17 protein-coding genes and 1 pseudogene are annotated in these 15608 nt (G+C 44.7%); 10 read left to right on the forward strand and 8 right to left on the reverse strand.

The features are described 5' to 3' along the window. Positions 1–2: 2 nt before the first annotated feature. Both L3V27_RS00720 and L3V27_RS00725 read left to right on the forward strand, forming a co-directional pair. A pseudogene (locus tag L3V27_RS00720) lies at positions 3–272 on the forward strand (LysR family transcriptional regulator); the annotation flags it as partial. 59 nt (positions 273–331) lie between these two features. Next, positions 332–703: a VOC family protein gene (locus tag L3V27_RS00725; protein WP_139060793.1), complete on the forward strand. Its 372-nt coding sequence runs from the start codon at positions 332–334 to the stop codon at positions 701–703. A 101-nt stretch (positions 704–804) separates the two neighbouring features. Here the strand turns inward: L3V27_RS00725 and L3V27_RS00730 are convergent, their stop codons facing one another. After that, the gene (locus tag L3V27_RS00730) at positions 805–1026 is read right to left on the reverse strand and encodes a hypothetical protein (RefSeq protein WP_005395272.1); all 222 of its coding nucleotides are present in this window, start codon (positions 1024–1026) and stop codon (positions 805–807) included. A 123-nt stretch (positions 1027–1149) separates the two neighbouring features. Here L3V27_RS00730 and L3V27_RS00735 point away from each other — a divergent pair, with 123 nt between their 5' ends. Further along, complete coding sequence (locus L3V27_RS00735) at positions 1150–1677, forward strand: TetR/AcrR family transcriptional regulator (protein ID WP_237310722.1); 528 nt, start codon at positions 1150–1152, stop codon at positions 1675–1677. 44 nt (positions 1678–1721) lie between these two features. On the opposite strand, the gene L3V27_RS00740 is transcribed toward L3V27_RS00735, so the two are convergent. Then, a complete protein-coding gene (locus L3V27_RS00740) occupies positions 1722–2672 on the reverse strand; it encodes a helix-turn-helix domain-containing protein (RefSeq protein ID WP_237310723.1) in 951 nt (316 codons plus the stop codon). Positions 2673–2856: 184 nt separating this feature from the next. On the opposite strand from L3V27_RS00740, the gene L3V27_RS00745 reads away from it, so the two are divergent. The 4 genes from L3V27_RS00745 to L3V27_RS00760 all read left to right on the forward strand — a co-directional run bounded on the left by L3V27_RS00745 (position 2857) and on the right by L3V27_RS00760 (position 7804). Beyond that, positions 2857–4269 (forward strand): ethanolamine ammonia-lyase subunit EutB, encoded by a 1413-nt coding sequence (locus L3V27_RS00745; protein WP_237310725.1) that lies wholly within the window; start codon positions 2857–2859, stop codon positions 4267–4269. After that, positions 4262–5146, forward strand: a complete 885-nt coding sequence (gene eutC, locus L3V27_RS00750; RefSeq protein ID WP_237310727.1) for an ethanolamine ammonia-lyase subunit EutC — start codon at positions 4262–4264, stop codon at positions 5144–5146. The genes L3V27_RS00745 and eutC overlap by 8 nt, the downstream gene beginning before the upstream one ends. Positions 5147–5157: 11 nt before the next feature. Further along, positions 5158–6561: an ethanolamine permease gene (gene eat, locus L3V27_RS00755; RefSeq protein ID WP_006741326.1), complete on the forward strand. Its 1404-nt coding sequence runs from the start codon at positions 5158–5160 to the stop codon at positions 6559–6561. 187 nt (positions 6562–6748) lie between these two features. Continuing rightward, positions 6749–7804, forward strand: a complete 1056-nt coding sequence (locus L3V27_RS00760) for a nitronate monooxygenase (RefSeq protein ID WP_237284833.1) — start codon at positions 6749–6751, stop codon at positions 7802–7804. 62 nt (positions 7805–7866) lie between these two features. Here L3V27_RS00760 and L3V27_RS00765 read toward each other — a convergent pair whose 3' ends face one another. The 3 genes from L3V27_RS00765 to L3V27_RS00775 form a co-directional block, all read right to left on the reverse strand. Beyond that, a complete protein-coding gene (locus L3V27_RS00765; RefSeq protein ID WP_237310729.1) occupies positions 7867–9267 on the reverse strand; it encodes a fructose-specific PTS transporter subunit EIIC in 1401 nt (466 codons plus the stop codon). An 11-nt stretch (positions 9268–9278) separates the two neighbouring features. Continuing rightward, positions 9279–9719, reverse strand: coding sequence for a PTS sugar transporter subunit IIA (locus L3V27_RS00770; protein WP_237310730.1), 441 nt, complete (start codon positions 9717–9719; stop codon positions 9279–9281). A gap of 300 nt (positions 9720–10019) precedes the next feature. After that, positions 10020–10493 carry a peptide-methionine (S)-S-oxide reductase gene (locus tag L3V27_RS00775; protein WP_193447441.1) on the reverse strand — a complete coding sequence of 158 codons (474 nt, stop codon included), beginning with the start codon at positions 10491–10493 and terminating at the stop codon, positions 10020–10022. Between the two features lie 193 nt (positions 10494–10686). Between L3V27_RS00775 and L3V27_RS00780 the strand changes: the two genes are divergently transcribed. After that, positions 10687–11076, forward strand: a complete 390-nt coding sequence (locus tag L3V27_RS00780; protein ID WP_237310731.1) for a VOC family protein — start codon at positions 10687–10689, stop codon at positions 11074–11076. A 91-nt stretch (positions 11077–11167) separates the two neighbouring features. After that, positions 11168–11908 carry a DNA-binding transcriptional regulator YciT gene (locus L3V27_RS00785; RefSeq protein ID WP_053808097.1) on the forward strand — a complete coding sequence of 247 codons (741 nt, stop codon included), beginning with the start codon at positions 11168–11170 and terminating at the stop codon, positions 11906–11908. 3 nt (positions 11909–11911) lie between these two features. On the opposite strand, the gene L3V27_RS00790 is transcribed toward L3V27_RS00785, so the two are convergent. The 3 genes from L3V27_RS00790 to L3V27_RS00800 are packed head-to-tail and all read right to left on the reverse strand — an operon-like array spanning position 11912 to position 13711. Next, on the reverse strand, positions 11912–12268 hold the full coding sequence (locus L3V27_RS00790; protein WP_048624733.1) for a VOC family protein: 357 nt from the start codon (positions 12266–12268) through the stop codon (positions 11912–11914). A 31-nt stretch (positions 12269–12299) separates the two neighbouring features. Continuing rightward, positions 12300–12953 (reverse strand): isochorismatase family protein, encoded by a 654-nt coding sequence (locus L3V27_RS00795; RefSeq protein ID WP_237310732.1) that lies wholly within the window; start codon positions 12951–12953, stop codon positions 12300–12302. Positions 12954–12985: 32 nt separating this feature from the next. After that, positions 12986–13711 (reverse strand): NUDIX domain-containing protein, encoded by a 726-nt coding sequence (locus tag L3V27_RS00800; protein ID WP_065646362.1) that lies wholly within the window; start codon positions 13709–13711, stop codon positions 12986–12988. Positions 13712–14010: 299 nt separating this feature from the next. Here L3V27_RS00800 and pncB point away from each other — a divergent pair, with 299 nt between their 5' ends. Beyond that, positions 14011–15321: a nicotinate phosphoribosyltransferase gene (gene pncB / locus L3V27_RS00805; RefSeq protein WP_237310733.1), complete on the forward strand. Its 1311-nt coding sequence runs from the start codon at positions 14011–14013 to the stop codon at positions 15319–15321. Positions 15322–15608 lie beyond the last annotated feature (287 nt).

Here is a 15608-nt window from a genome sequence, read left to right on the forward strand (position 1 = left end):
GGCAGCAATCATTTGCGCATTTTTATTTTTGCATACAAGCCGCGGTGGATGGCTTAGGCGTGGCGATGGGATCGTATCCTTTTGTCATGGACGATATTAAGCGTGGTAATTTGGTCGCACCATTCGGGTTTTCTCCATCAGGTTGCAATTACGTTTTATTGAGTCAAGATAAAAAGCGTACAGAACTCGAACATAAATTTATCACGTGGTTACAAACGCAAATGGCAGAGTGTGTGCCACTGTCATCACAGCAGATTACGCAAGGCAAATAGAAGGCGTAGAGCGAGATTACGTCAGTCAGTTTTATGGAAAAAGGCTTAGGAAATTGGAAATGGACAACCTCAATATTGTTGAAATCAAATCATTTGTTCCAGCGAAAGATTACGCGCTCTCAAAACGTTTTTATGAGGCGATAGGCTTTGATATGGCGTCAGACTTCGGTGATGTGGCGTACTTCTCTCAAGGTAGTTGCGCGTTTCTTTTACAGAATTTTTATGAGCCAGAACACGGCAACAACTTCATGATGCACTTGCTCGTAGAAGACGCAGAAAGCTGGCATCAGCACTTATCCAAAGTGGGCCATGAGGAATTTGGCTCGCGTTTGACTGAGCTGGTCGAGCAACCTTGGGGCATGCGCGAATGTTGTTTGTTTGACCCTAGTGGCGTTTTATGGCGAATCGGTCAGAACATGAATACTGACTAACGCCAGTCCTCTTTTCAGAACATCTATATCGCGCAGGTATTGATATCTAGATACCTGCGCGTTTTGTTTTTTGCTTAACCTTGCCAACGTTTTTAGCGCACTCACGCTTTTTTCGAGGTGGTGTGCGATGGACTGACCCCAAAAAGCTCCTCAAGCAGCATGGCTTTGAGTTCTGCTCTGACTTCTGCCCCACCGATTAACGTCAAAAGTGCGAGCCCACCTGGGATGAGAATCACCATCAATATTGGTCTTAAAATATAAGAAAAGCAGAATATGGTCGGCAAGAAAATCAATCCTTGGCCTAGTTTGTTTAATACGTACATGAGCGATTCCTTTTGTTTTTATATGAAATTGAGCGTGCTCATTTTTATAATTGAGCGCGCTCAATTTGTCAATGTCAGCCGCTCAAGGTATGATCCTTTCAGGCTCATTAAGCAGATACATCAATGACGAAGCGACAACAAACCAGAGACAAAGTCCTAAAAGCCGCGTGGGCATCTTTTGCTCAGAATGGCTATGACATGACGACCACAAGGCAGATTGCGAGAGAAGCAGGAGTCGCTGACGGTACGGTGTTCAGCCACTTCCCGACCAAACTGTCGATTTTGCGCGAAGGGATGCTGACGCAACTGCAACAGATCAGCCAAGAAACGCTAGTCAGTGTGGAAGGTAAAACCGATATCGACATTGGTTTGGCGCTGACGGAGAAATACTATCGCTACTATTTTGCGAACGTTGAGCTGAGCCGAGCATTGTTGAAAGAAGTGATTTGGGATTTGGATTATTATCAGTCGTTTAACCAAGCTTTGTTTCAATCTGTAAACGGAAGCTCCGTCCTTGAGGGAAAAATACCGCTGATTTTTGATTGCTATTTTATGACGTTAATCTCGCACTTGAGCCGTGGAGAACCGGATGTTGAAGCGGCACTTGAAGAGCTTCATGCTAAGTTTCAGCAAATCATTGCGACTGCATAACATGGCCCCAACACAGGAGCTGAAAGAATATACTGCCTGTCATTTTATTTGCTGGACTCCCATTTTCTCGTTTCAGTTGGCGTCTCACCAAATAGCCGCTTGTAGCTTTGACTGAACTGCCCGAGATGAAAAAAACCAAAGTCAAAAGCGATTTCTGCAATTGTTCGATTATCTTCAGGGCTTTGTAGCACTCTACGTACTTGATTCAGTCGCATTCGGTGTATGAATTGCTTTGGCGAAGTATTACAGCAATGTTCAAAAGTGTACTGCAGTGTTCGGCGACTGACGTGCACAGCGTCACACAGTTCACTGACGGTGATCGGAGTTCTGTAATCTAAGTCGTGTAGCTGTTGCTTTATGCGGCGCATCACATGCTGACGATGAGAGATTGATATCGGGTGGCTTGCGCTTGGTGAACTGATTGAGAACAGTTCGAGTACGATGTCTTTTAAAACCACCTGATGTGTGCTGTCAGACCATCGCGACTCAGTGGGACCGAGCAAAGTACCCAAGTAGAATTTAAGTTGTTGAATGTGCTTTTCTGTTGGTCCCGCTAAGTGCGGTGTGTTGCAGCCGATACCGTCTAACTTGAGCTGTTTTTCTATGATTTGAACCAGTTTTCTGTCGAGTACTATCCCATAGATAGAAAACTGTTCAGGTGTCATTAACTCAAAATCTGCACCGCCTTGTCTAAGCAAAAGCTGGCTTGCATTAAACTGACTGTGATTTAGGTGTAGCGGCTTATTTTCCGCACTCAAGCCCAACCAAATTCCTCCCTCTTCAACCCTGCATTGCTGTCTTAGTGAGCGGTTACTGTCTTCACGAAATACATGGAAATTGGGAAATCGTCGTTCTCGAATTTGACCTAAAAATCGGCCATCGCTGAGTTGATCGTATTCCTGTTGCCAGTTTATTAGGCTTGCAGCTTGTTGGTTTGCATCCTTTGTGTGATGGATGCACAGCATTGGTGCGGTTTGGGGTGTTTGGTCACTCATCCTTGTGATGCTCATTCCTTTTTTGTGAGTCATGTTGGAGCAGTTTTTATGTAACTCATTGTTTATTAGTGTTTTATAAATGTTGCCAGTTTTTGATAACGCTACGGAACACATTTGGCAATACTTTCTTAAAGCTTATTGATAGTTCAGCAAAAAGCGAACCAAATAGTGAAGAGGAAGAGCAATGACGGCAACTTATCGTCGGCAACAAGGAAGTAAAGTCTATAGCTTTAAGTCATTAGCTGACTTGATGGCGAAAGCGACACCGGAGCGATCAGGCGATGCGTTAGCTGGGGTTTGTGCTCAGTCAGCGGCAGAACGTGTAGTCGCACAAATGGCGCTGTCTGAGTTACCACTTAAAACGTTTCTTAACGAGGCGGTTATTCCATACGAAAGCGACGATATCACTCGCCTAATTATCGATACGCATGACCTTGAAGCCTTTAAACCGATTGAGCACTTGACGGTCGGGGATTTTCGAAATTGGCTGCTGAGTGAAGAAGCCGATGGTGAAACGTTGGCTAAAATTCGTCAAGGTTTAACACCAGAAATGGTGGCCGCAGTCAGTAAGATTATGCGCAACCAGGATTTGATTCTCGTTGCTAAAAAATGCCAAGTTGTCACGGCTTTTCGGAATACGGTTGGTTTGCCGAGTCGCTTGTCTACTCGCTTACAGCCGAATCATCCCACTGATTCTCTCAACGGTATCGCAGCGACCATTTTTGATGGTCTGATGTACGGAAATGGCGATGCGGTTATCGGTATCAATCCGGCAACAGATAATGTGCCTCAAGCTATTAAGTTAATGAACTTAATGGATGAGGTGATTCAACACTATCAAATACCGACTCAGTCTTGTGTGTTAACTCATGTCACGAACACGATCGAAGCCATTGAAATGGGTGCACCAGTCGATCTCGTTTTTCAGTCGATAGGTGGCACGCAAGGAACGAATGATACCTTCGGAATAGACTTATCGATTTTGAAAGAGGCCCATGAAGCGGCATTGTCTTTGAATCGAGGTAGCGTAGGAAACAATGTGATGTATTTTGAAACCGGACAAGGTACCGCGCTGTCTGCGAATGCATTTCATGGGGTCGATCAACAGACTTGCGAAGCTCGTGCTTATGCTGTCGCGAAACAGTTCGATCCTTTGTTGGTTAATACAGTCGTTGGGTTCATTGGCCCAGAGTACCTGTTTGATGGCAAACAGATCATTCGTGCTGGGCTTGAAGATCATTTCTGTGGGAAGCTGCTTGGTTTACCTATGGGTTGCGACATCTGTTACACCAATCATGCCTATGCCGATCAGAATGACATGGATAATTTGCTGACACTGTTAGGTGTGGCCGAGTGCTCTTTCATCATGGGTATTCCAGGGTCTGATGACATCATGCTCAACTATCAAACTACCTCATTTCACGATGCCCTTTACGCAAGAAAAGTACTCGGTCTGAAGCCAGCTCCAGAGTTTGAAAAATGGTTAATGGAGATGCAAATTTTCGAGAGCGTGCAAGACGTTCGGTTAAGTGAGCAAATCTCTCGCTCGTTTTCGGGAGCAATTAACCAACTGAATAAGGGGTATTCTCATGGGTAAAGTAATCACCATTGCTCAGTCCCCACAAGATGAGTCTGAAGTTGTCACACACAACCCTTGGGGCAAGTTACGCGACTTCACCTCTGCTCGGATCGCTCTGGGTCGTAGCGGGAACAGTGTACCAACCAACGAGTTACTCTCATTTCAGCTGGATCATGCCCAAGCTATGGATGCAGTGCATTGCAGTTTGAATATTGAGTCTCTCGTTGCTGGTTTGTCGGACTCTTACTCGATTCTTGAAAATACCATAGAGCCTCCAGTGGTAGTGAGCAGCCAAGTGAGTGATCGGCTTATGTACCTGCAAAGGCCCGATTTAGGAAGGCAGCTCGATGAATCTTCTTGGCAAACGCTCAACTCGATAGCAAATGAGCATAACACTGACATTGATCTTGCGATTGTTATTGCTGATGGACTTTCTTCCGTCGCAATTCAAAACCATGCAGTGCCTGTTGTTACTCGATTGATTTCTCTTTTAAGCGCTGATGATGAACATCAATGGAAATTCGCACCTATCACAATCGTAAAGCAAGGAAGAGTAGCGGTAGGGGATGATGTTGGTGAATGTTTTAACGCTAAGGCCGTGCTGGTTTTAATTGGAGAGAGGCCAGGTCTAACTTCTCCGGATAGCATGGGTATGTATCTCACTTGGGGGGCTAAACGAGGCTCTAAAGATTCCCAAAGAAACTGCATTTCCAATGTGCGCCCTCAGGGGCTCAACTACGACAATGCCTGTGAACGCGCATTTTACTTGCTCAAGGAGGCTCGAAAATTACAACTGTCAGGAGTGAACCTGAAAGATCGCTCCGATATCAATGAGCCAAGTGGCGCAAGCGTTGAAGATAAACACAGCGACAACTTTTTAATTTCATCAAAGTAGAAGGATTTACTATGTCTAAACATCAGGAGTACTTGGCCAAAAGGCAGCTAAAAAGAGGCACCGCAGGTTGGATTTTACTTGCTGGCTTAGGTGTCTCGTATGTTATATCAGGTGACTTTGCCGGTTGGAACTTTGGCATCGCTCAAGCAGGATGGGGAGGCTTTCTTATTGCTGCTATCGCGATGGCAGTAATGTATTTCACGCTAGTATTGTCTTTAGCTGAAATGTCTGCAGCTATTCCTGCTGCGGGTGGTGGTTACAGCTTCGCAAGACAGGCGATGGGGCCGACAGGTGGCTTTTTCACGGGCTTATCAGTTTTGATTGAATATGCGCTCGCACCTGCTGCGATAGTAATTTTTATTGGCTCAGCAGTGAATGAATTGGTTGGTATCGATGGCCCTGTTGTTTACGCACTTTTCTACGCCGTCTTTATCGCTATTCATATGGCAGGTGTTGGCGAAGCTCTCAAAGTAATGATGGTCATCAGCGGTTTGGCTGTGCTAGCTATTCTAATCACTGCTGCTGTGCTTATTGGTCACTTTGATGTTAATAACTTATTCGATATTGCTCCGGCGACGGCTCAGGCAACAGAAATCTTGCCGTTTGGGTGGTATGGCGTGTGGGCGGCGTTGCCATTTGCAATGTGGTTGTTTCTTGCGGTTGAAGGTGTACCTTTAGCGGCAGAGGAAGCAAAAAATCCGGCGAAAGATGTTCCAAAAGGCATCATTGGTGCGATGTTGTTTTTATTACTAACCGCAACTCTGGTAGTCGTTCTTTTGGCTGGTGCGGTTGGTTCAAAGGTCATAGGCGATAGCGCGGTGCCATTAGTTGACGCGCTGAAGCTTACAGGCAATTCAACGATAGCAATGGCCGTGAACTTACTTGGATTGGCTGGTCTTATCGCTTCTTTCTTCTCTATCATTTATGGTTACAGTCGCTTGGTGTTTGCGCTTTCCCGCGCGGGTTATTTGCCGCAAACTTTGTCATTAACCAGTGACAAAAAAGTGCCTTCTCGTGCGCTTTTGGTTCCGGGCGTTTTTGGGTTCTTGGTTTCCCTTACGGGAGAGGGGGACTTAATCTTGGCGATGGCAGTTGTCGGTGCGACGGTATCGTACGCATTAATGTCCTTGAGCCATATTTTATTGCGAATTAAACAGCCGGAGTTAGCTCGCCCATATAAAACGCCTGGCGGGGTAATCACTTCGAGTATTTCTCTGGTGCTTTCTTTGATCGCAATGACAGGTGTTTATGCTTTTGATCCCTCTGCCTTTTTCATGACAATGGGATTGTTTCTTATCGGTGGTGTTTATTATGGTTTATACAGCCGCAACAAATTGGTGGCAGCAACCGCGGAGGAGGAGTTTGCCATGCTGTCGGTTGCAGAATTAGAGCTTGAATCAGATGTAGCACGATAGCCATTTCAATTATTGTTCGCCACTACATCAAGGGAGCCATGTGCTCCCTTTGTCATTTCTATCAAAAGTGCATAGCGCACAAATGCATCACTTTAACTTTATAAGTGGTTAATCATGTGAAAGTCTAGTCTGGATAACTATGGCGCAGAGCCATCACAGGTAAAGGTTAAGTTTTCAAGGAAAGATCATGATAAATAAGGTATTTAATACACTTTTGGGAACAGAGTTACCGATTATTCAAGCGCCAATGGCCGGCGTGCAAGACAGCCAAATGACCATAGCTGTCAGTAATGTTGGCGGGCTTGGCTCGTTACCTTGTGGAATGCTGAATAAAGACGCCATCGTTAAAGAACTTCAACTTATTCAACAGGCGACCAATCGACCGTTCAACCTCAACTTCTTTTGCCATGAGATGCCGGAATACGACGCCAACAAGCACGAAGAGTGGCAAAAAACGCTGCAACCGTATTTTGCTGAAGTTGGTGCAACCGTACAGGAGCAGCCAAACGCTCCGACAAGGATGCCTTTCAATCATGATATTGCTGACGCGATTGAACCATTTGCACCGCCAGTAATCAGTTTCCACTTTGGTTTGCCTGCCGATGACTTGTTAGCGCGAATTAGAGGTTGGGGAGGGAAGATCCTTTCGACAGCGACCACAGTGGATGAAGCACTGTGGCTGGAAGCAAAAGGCGTTGACGGCATTATCGCTCAAGGCTTGGAGGCTGGTGGACACCGAGGCATGTTTTTATCGGATGATTTAACTACTCAATTAAGTCTGATGGCGTTATTACCACAAATCGCCAAACGGGTGAATTTGCCTGTTATTGCTGCAGGCGGAATCGCTGATAGAAGCGGTGTGGAAGCTGCGTTGAGATTAGGAGCGAGTGCCGTTCAAGTTGGCAGCGCCTATTTGTTGTGTGATGAGGCAAAAACCTCGTCTTTACATCGATATGCGATTGCCAGTGAGCGCGCGCAGCATACGGCGGTGACTAATGTTTTCTCGGGTCGGCCAGCACGAGGCATTGTGAATCGCGCGATGTCAGAGCTAGGTTACATCTGTGAGTCTGCGCCGAAATTCCCATATGCTTCCATTGAAATGACTCAGTTAAGAGCGCTTATGGAGAAGCAAAACCGAGATGAATTTACGCCGTTGTGGTGCGGACAAAATTCGTCGGGTTGCAAAGAAATTTCGGCGGCAGAAATGACACTATCATTAGTGGAAGGGATTGATTTGAATTGACTTATTCTATAATAAATAGAGCCCTTTGGGGGAAAGGGCTCTTAGGGGGAGGAGCTTAAGGTTTAAGCTTTCACAAGAGTCGCTGCGTTACGCATCGCTTCTTTCGTTGAACACTCAACAACGTTTGCTTTTGCAAAGCGGTGAGCGTCTTTTACTTGGATATCGTGAGCTAGAATAACCAGCTTCGCGTTTGCTACATCTAGGTCAGTGATGCGGTTCTGGATACCGTTTTGACCTTGAGTTTCTACTTTGATTTTCAGACCCGCTGCCGCACCTGCTTTCTCTAGTGCTTTTGCTGCCATGAATGTGTGTGCTACGCCAGATGGGCAACATGTTACTGCTACGATGTCGTACTCGCCTTCGCCTGCCACTGGAGCCGCTTGAGATTGTGCTAGTGCTGCTTCTACGATTTCGTCTTCTGCTTCTTCTTCAGCGACTGGTTTCCAGAAGCCAACGATAACTGCAGTTGTTAGTGAGCCTAGTGCGATACCCACAACGTACATTGGGATGTTGCTTGATACAGGTGCTGTGATTAAACCGCCCCATGGTGCGTGTAGTAGTACGTTTGTTAGGAAGCCGAACACACAGCCAACGATACCACCAGCAACGATTGAAGGAAGAACGCGTACAGGGTCGTTTGCTGCGAATGGGATAGCACCTTCAGAGATACCGATAGAACCCATGATTGCTGCTGCTTTACCTGCTTCTTGCTCTTGCTTAGTAAACTTCTTCTTGAATAGGAATGTTGCTAGTGCCATACCTAGAGGAGGCGTACAGATTGCGATACCAACACCGCCCATTAGCCATGGTTGAGTATCAACTTGAGTTTGAGCGAATAGCGTTGCTACTTTGTTGATTGGACCGCCCATATCGAATGCAGTCATACCACCAAGAATCGTACCTAGAACCACTTTAGAAGCGCCAGCCATAGAAGCTAGGAATTCGTTCATAGAAGCCATGAAGATCTTGATTGGCTCACCGATACCCCAAAGAACGATACCTGCAGAGATAAGCGTACCAACAAGCGGGTAGATAAAGTAAGCGCCCAACGCAGTCATGTTAGCAGAAAGAGGGATCTTCTTAAGTTGTAGAACTACACCACCAGCGATAAAACCAGCGACGATACAACCTAGGAAGCCGCCGCCCATGTCAGCCATGATGCCAGAAGAGATCATCGCTGGAGCAAGTGCCGGTTTGTCTGCAATTGAGTAACCAATGAAGCCACCAAGAATAATTGGGAACAGCACCAGACCTTTAATACCGATATTAGAAATATCCGCCAATAACCCGTCTGCAGGAACCGCACCTTTACCGGATGCCATTACCGCCAGCGCCAGTAGTACACCACCCGCAACGATGAATGGAAGCATGTGAGAAGTACCGAATAAAAGGTGACCTTTCATGGTACTGAGTAGTTTTTTGAAATCGCTATTATTAGTAGCTTGAGCTGTGATTGTACTCATAATTTCACGCCTTATGAATTAATTAAAATATTTAGTATTTGGTTTTCGTCTTTTGCGTTATGAATATCTTCAATAAACTCTTCGCTAAATTTTCCGAATAATTCTTGAAGAACATAAATATGGTGGTCGGCACCGTTATCTGGTGAAGCAATCATGAAGAATACGGTCGGTTTGACTCCCTCTTCGTCGCCATACTCGATGCCTTCGTGCTTTACGCCAACGGCGATTGCAGGCTCTGTAACCGCTTTGCTTTTTGCGTGTGGGTAGGCGATGCCATCCATTGAAGTCACGCTTAATGCTTCACGTGCTTCGATGTCGGTTAAAAAAGCCTCTTTGCTACTGATTCGATTATTTTCGAATAGCATCTGTGCTAGCTCTTCAAAGACTTCTTTTTTATTATTTGCTTGAAAGTTGCCGTTAATTAAATTGACGTTTGTTAGTTCTGTAATCATTTTGTGACTCATTGGTACTGAAGTAATGAGTCAAATTTAATTAATGAAGTGGTTTTCGGAAATAGTAAAAAAAAAACAATAACTATACTTTTGTATCACTCAATCTTAAGTGTGATAGCCGTCATTAATAATGCGGAATATTATAAAATTTATTATGTGATTTATATTCCAGTTATTTTGAAATAAATAACTGGACATGAAAATGAACTGGAGGAGGATCAATAGCCCTGGTTAGGATGCAAAAAGAGGCGTTGCGCCTCTTAGTTTTGAGATAATAGAAACAGTGATAAAAGCTGGCCATTAATTTCTATATTTATGCAGCAAATCTAACGGGATATGGCAGTAGTCGTTTGGAAAGCGCGTGAGTCGGTCTTGGTGCTCATCATCACTTGGCACGTAGTTTGTGAGTGGCAGCACTTCTACGGCGATTTTATCGGCATCCGGTCTTGCTGCGATAAACGCTTTAGCAATCGTTAGGTGTTGCTCGTTTTGGCTATAAACACCGGTACGGTACTTTTCACCGACGTCTTCACCTTGCTTGTTAACACTGTGCGGGTCGATGATCTCAAACAGATACCCCATTAAAGTTTCAACCGAAACTTGTTCAGGGTCGAATTGGGTTTTCACGCATTCTGCGTAGCCATCGTATTCGGATTGAGTGTTATCCGTCGTGCCATTTGCTCGTCCTGCTTCGGTGCTAATTACGCCGGGAAGGTGACGCATAAATTCTTGAACGCCCCAAAGGCAGCCGCCTGCGAAGTAAATCTCTTCCATCATTTTATCCTGTAAAACTTTGCGCCATTATGGACATCACTTTCGCTCAAACACAACTCCAACCATAGAGTTAATGACTCATCGATGAGCAGTTCGGACATAAAAAAGGAACAACTCGGTGATGATTTGCTCTCTTTTTTGTGCTGCTTTTCCTCGTTAGATTGAGCGCAGTTAAGAGCTAAGGGGAATCCTAATGAAAATTGAACATATCGCGATTTGGACAGAGCGTTTGGAAGAGTTAAAAGCCTTCTATGAGAAATATTTTAGCGCGGTGTCTAACGATAAATACCACAACCCAACTAAGCAGTTTTCATCTTACTTTCTTTCGTTTGAAAGTGGAGCACGATTGGAGTTAATGTCGATGGAAGGCGTGACCGCTTGTGAAAAATCTCATGCGATGCAGGTAACAGGATTAGCACACTTTGCCTTCGCTTTAGGATCAGAGCAGGCTGTGGATCAATTAACCAAAACCTTAGTAGATGATGGCTACCAATGGATCGACGGTCCGAGACAAACAGGTGACGGTTACTACGAAAGCTGCATCTTAGATCCGGACGGCAACCGTCTTGAGCTTACGGTGTAACGCGACTTAGCTTATTTCTATCGTTCATAGGCTGCTTTCATATGAAAGTATTCGGGCGTATACTGCAAGCTCATTAATAAGGAGCGAGCCTGTGAACCCAAGACAAAATGAAATCCTGCAATTAGTGAATGATCGTAAACGCGTTCAAGTCACGGAGCTTTCTGACATTATAGGCGTGTCGGGCGTGACCATCAGGCAGGATTTGAATTTTCTGGAGCAACAGGGCTATCTAAAGCGCGTACACGGCGCAGCTACCGCATTGCAAAGTGATGATATTGATACCCGATTAGAAGTCCGTTTCGATATTAAACAATCACTTGCAAATAAAGCGGCGGACTTGGTATCACCAAACGAAACCGTATTGATCGAGGGCGGCAGTGCTAATGCGCTCTTGGCTCGCACTTTAGCTGAACGCGGCGATGTGACCATCATTACCCCATCGGCGTACATCGCCCATCTCATCCGTAACACCTCTGCCAACATCATCTTGCTTGGTGGTGTGTATCAGCATCAAGGCGAGAGCCTCGTTGGCCCGCTCACCAAACTCTGTATTGAGAACATTCACTTCAGCACGGCTTTCTTGGGTATCGACGGATTTCACCAAGACACTGGTTTTACTAGCCGGGACATGATGCGTGCCGACATCGCAGAGGCCATTCTGGCAAAGAATAGACGTAACATCGTACTGACGGACTCCAGTAAATTTGGACAGATTTATCCTTCTTCAATTGGCAATACCAACGAAATATCGGTGTTGTTAACCGACAAAGCCGCTCCGAAAAGCGACCTTGAGCAAATCAAAAAGCTAGGTGTGGAAGTGGTGTTGGGGTAAGTACTAATGGCTCTCCGACCATACTGCGAATTCATTTCCACTTGGTTCGGTGAAGTGGAATCGACAGCCGCCGGGAAATTCGAAAATAGGGCGGATAATTTTTCCACCATGCTGCTCAACTTTTATCTGCGTGGCCTGAATATCTGAGCTATAAAACACTAAAAGTGCGCCACCATTTGCGGTTTGGTTTACAAACTCAGATTTGAAGAATCCGCCATCTAACCCTTGTCCTGAAAATGCAGAGTATTCAGGACCATAATCGATAAAGGTCCAGTCAAAGGTACGCTCAAAAAATTGTTTTGTAGCGTTAATATTGGTGGAACCAAATTCAACGTAATTCAATTTTTCATGTTGATGCATGGTGAAATCCCTATCCATTTGTTTCATGCCTCTAGGCGAATTTTTCTACGATGATGTCATCCGCTTTTTCGACAAATAATGCGCCTTGATCCTTGAGCTCTGTCAGCACATTTTCAACATTATCAGGCAGCACTGCGCGAGTTGAAGCAAGGTTGACCACCACATTGTAGCCAAGATCCAGTGCTTGCATGACGGATTTCTTCACACAAAAATCTAGCGCAAGACCACCGATCACTAGGGTATCAATCCCGTTGAATTTTAGAAATTCATGTGCACCTGTCGTTTTAGTATCGGCAATATCATGGAAGAAAATACCGTAAGGATGCGCATCAGGATCCATGCCTTTATTAACTTGAAAATCATAGTCCAAAACAGGTGGTAAACCGTCTAAAAGTTCAGAACCTGTTGTGCCAAGTACACAATGGCGGTTCCATTTTATATCCACATTGGTTAGACCGACGGGTTCAAGCATGTTGGCTGGTGTTTCGGCATCCCATTTTGCTTTTGGTGGGTGTAAGTCACGACTGACCAGTTTTAATCGGCCTTTGGCATGATTACTCAGAAGCTCCGGTACGATTTCCAACGCACCTGCAACGGGCAGTTCATTTGGACATAACTCGCTAAAGCCTTTCTCTGGATCAACGTCGATCACTGCTGTAGTTTGATAGTTTACTCGAACAGTCATGGCAGACTCCTTGTCTGTCTGATTGCCTGCGTTTATCCACGCAAACAGTTTTGAAAAAAGGTTACTTCGTCGCTGGTCAGCGTATATACCATTGCGGGTTTTCCACCTTTGCCTTTGTTGGTAGAAGCGACTTTATTGGTGGGTTTTAGTACGCCTGAATCTATCAAGCGGCGCTTAATCGTCATTCGGCTAATATCAATACCAAACTCTTGATAAGCAGAAATGATGTCGGCAACCAAAAACTCTTTGTCTAATGCAAACAAAAGAACCGATGTGTATTCAATGGATGCACGAAGCTTCTGCCACGCTTTTTCAATGGTTTTTTGATGGTCAAACGCGAGGGTCTCTTCTCCATTGAGTATAGACTGTAGCGAAAACCATTTAAGTTGGCACTCTGGTACACCTGCATTGTTGATTTGCTCTACATTGTTACGATCGACCAAGGCGTAGTGCGTAATGTTTAAGCTCCAGTCTTCTGGATCACGCTTTGGATCACCGTCGATAAAAGCTTCACTAAAGTGACGAGGGTAAGTATGGATTTTCTCGCGGCAAATTCGGCGGCGCGCCGCCTCAAAGTTTTCATCGGCCGGGCGTCCTCCTTCACTGGTTAAGTCTTTATCAAAGACAAATCCGCCCGGTAGTGCCCAGACTCCATGGTATGGCCGATTTGGATTTGAACGTTTAATCAACAACACTTCCAGTCCTTTATCGGCACAGCCAGATAGCCTGAATGGAATAATGTCGACAGATACGATCATGGTTGGGTCCTAATATTGATTTGTAAGTAATCTAGCGCATAACAAGTGGTCAATCAATGGGTAAGTAACGAGTTGTGCGAAACGTTTTCGGTAGGGCTTCATAGTACGCCTTGAGTATAAATCTACGAATGAATCTGACTTATTCACAATCTTTGTGCGAATTCTAGACAGAAAAACCTTATAAAAATGAGTGGTTAGTAACAAAAGTTGACAAACTATAGATGGGTGTTTATTGTTTACGCAAATTAGTTAGTAACAAAAAGTTATATACCCAGGAAGGGCGTGTAGAAGGGCACCTAATGACCACCAAACTATTTTCTTCCCGCATCATTCAAAGCGCTTTGGATTTTGATGTCTACAAAGTCAATATGATGAGCGCAGTAACAGCGCTTTACCCTGATGCGATGGTGTCATACAAGTTTATTGTGCGTAGCGAGGAAGATCTCTCTGAACTGCTACCAGAGGTAAAAGCAGAAGTTCTTAAACTGCAAGACATTCAATTTACGCAAGAAGAAATCGAATACATCAAGCGTGTCGCGCCTTACCTGAATCCTGATTTTGTTGATGCATTGCGCCATTTCCGGTTTAACCCGCAAAGTGATGTCTCTTTCCATAATAAAGCCATGGCTGATGGCTCAAGCCAGTTACGCATTACTATTAATGGTTTGTGGCGAGATACTATTTTGTACGAAACGATCATAATGAGTATCGTGTCTGAAGTTCGTAGCCGTCAGCGTTGGTCAGATATCCCTGTAGCGCAATTTACCACCGTCTTAGAAGAGAAAATTCGGTACCTAAAATCCGAGCTAAAATGTCGTAACATCACTAACTTTAAGTTTTCTGATATGTCGACGCGTCGACGTTTTTCCTTTCAAGCTCAGCGCACCATGTTGGAGTTCTTGTGCCAGGAAGTGCCGGAATGTTTGACAGGAACAAGCAACTACCACTTAGCAAAAGAACTGAATTTAACGCCTATCGGTACCGTTGCTCATGAATGGTTTATGGGCCATCAAGCTCTGGTGAATGTGCGAGATTCGCAAAAAGTGGCTTTGCAACGTTGGCAAAAAATGTTTAACGGTGCACTAGGTATTGCACTTACCGACACGATTGGTATTGATGCCTTCCTTAAAGACTTTGATGAAGAGCTAAGTAATGCGTATTTCGGTGTACGTCACGATAGTGGTTGCCCTTATAGCTGGGGTGAAAAAATGATTGCACACTACCAGTCGCTTAATATAGACCCATTAACAAAAACACTGGTGTTTACCGACGGACTTAACTTCGAACAAGCGTTAGATATTTGCGAGTACTTCCAAGGACGTATTCAGGTGAGTTTTGGTATCGGTACTTTTCTTGCGAACGATATGGGTGATTATGTCAATAAAGAGGGTGAAGCCTACCAGCCACTTTCTATCGTGATCAAAATGGTCACGTGCAATGGTTCACCAGTCGCAAAAATCAGTGACGAACCTGAGAAAGCCATGTGTGAAGATATCTTCTTTTTGATGAACCTCAAGCGCCGCTTCGAGCAACCTCTTGATTTAAATGAGTGTCGTAAACTGATTGATCGTCTAGAAACTGAAGGTCAAAACTATCTCATCGATGCGTAGGCGTTATCCTCCCATCCTTGATAAGCACCCTCTATCGTTACGACAAATTTATATAGACAAACGTAGAGGGTGATTTCGTTATAGTAATACGCAGAAGTAACCAGATACAGCGTAGGAAAGCACTCGAAAATGAGGTTGTTTTTTTGATGTGCTATGTGCCTATGATTGGTGTAAATCGATACGTTACAGCATCGTGGAAGGTGTATTTTCATCGGACACTAAACTCAGTCTAATCACGTAGTTTATTCCCATGTACCATGAGGTTACTCGGGTATAGACGTCTATCT

The sequence above is a fragment of the Vibrio sp. J2-3(2022) genome (genome assembly GCF_021725735.1).
In the GTDB taxonomy this organism is placed as follows: domain Bacteria; phylum Pseudomonadota; class Gammaproteobacteria; order Enterobacterales; family Vibrionaceae; genus Vibrio; species Vibrio diabolicus.

Coding starts and splice junctions, on each gene's coding strand:
- L3V27_RS00725 (WP_139060793.1), top strand. CDS start 332: ATGGACAACCTCAATATTGTTGAAATCAAATCATTTGTTCCAGCGAAA.
- L3V27_RS00730 (WP_005395272.1), bottom strand. CDS start 1,026: ATGTACGTATTAAACAAACTAGGCCAAGGATTGATTTTCTTGCCGACC.
- L3V27_RS00735 (WP_237310722.1), top strand. CDS start 1,150: ATGACGAAGCGACAACAAACCAGAGACAAAGTCCTAAAAGCCGCGTGG.
- L3V27_RS00740 (WP_237310723.1), bottom strand. CDS start 2,672: ATGAGTGACCAAACACCCCAAACCGCACCAATGCTGTGCATCCATCAC.
- L3V27_RS00745 (WP_237310725.1), top strand. CDS start 2,857: ATGACGGCAACTTATCGTCGGCAACAAGGAAGTAAAGTCTATAGCTTT.
- eutC (WP_237310727.1), top strand. CDS start 4,262: ATGGGTAAAGTAATCACCATTGCTCAGTCCCCACAAGATGAGTCTGAA.
- eat (WP_006741326.1), top strand. CDS start 5,158: ATGTCTAAACATCAGGAGTACTTGGCCAAAAGGCAGCTAAAAAGAGGC.
- L3V27_RS00760 (WP_237284833.1), top strand. CDS start 6,749: ATGATAAATAAGGTATTTAATACACTTTTGGGAACAGAGTTACCGATT.
- L3V27_RS00765 (WP_237310729.1), bottom strand. CDS start 9,267: ATGAGTACAATCACAGCTCAAGCTACTAATAATAGCGATTTCAAAAAA.
- L3V27_RS00770 (WP_237310730.1), bottom strand. CDS start 9,719: ATGATTACAGAACTAACAAACGTCAATTTAATTAACGGCAACTTTCAA.
- L3V27_RS00775 (WP_193447441.1), bottom strand. CDS start 10,493: ATGGAAGAGATTTACTTCGCAGGCGGCTGCCTTTGGGGCGTTCAAGAA.
- L3V27_RS00780 (WP_237310731.1), top strand. CDS start 10,687: ATGAAAATTGAACATATCGCGATTTGGACAGAGCGTTTGGAAGAGTTA.
- L3V27_RS00790 (WP_048624733.1), bottom strand. CDS start 12,268: ATGCATCAACATGAAAAATTGAATTACGTTGAATTTGGTTCCACCAAT.
- L3V27_RS00795 (WP_237310732.1), bottom strand. CDS start 12,953: ATGACTGTTCGAGTAAACTATCAAACTACAGCAGTGATCGACGTTGAT.
- L3V27_RS00800 (WP_065646362.1), bottom strand. CDS start 13,711: ATGATCGTATCTGTCGACATTATTCCATTCAGGCTATCTGGCTGTGCC.
- pncB (WP_237310733.1), top strand. CDS start 14,011: ATGACCACCAAACTATTTTCTTCCCGCATCATTCAAAGCGCTTTGGAT.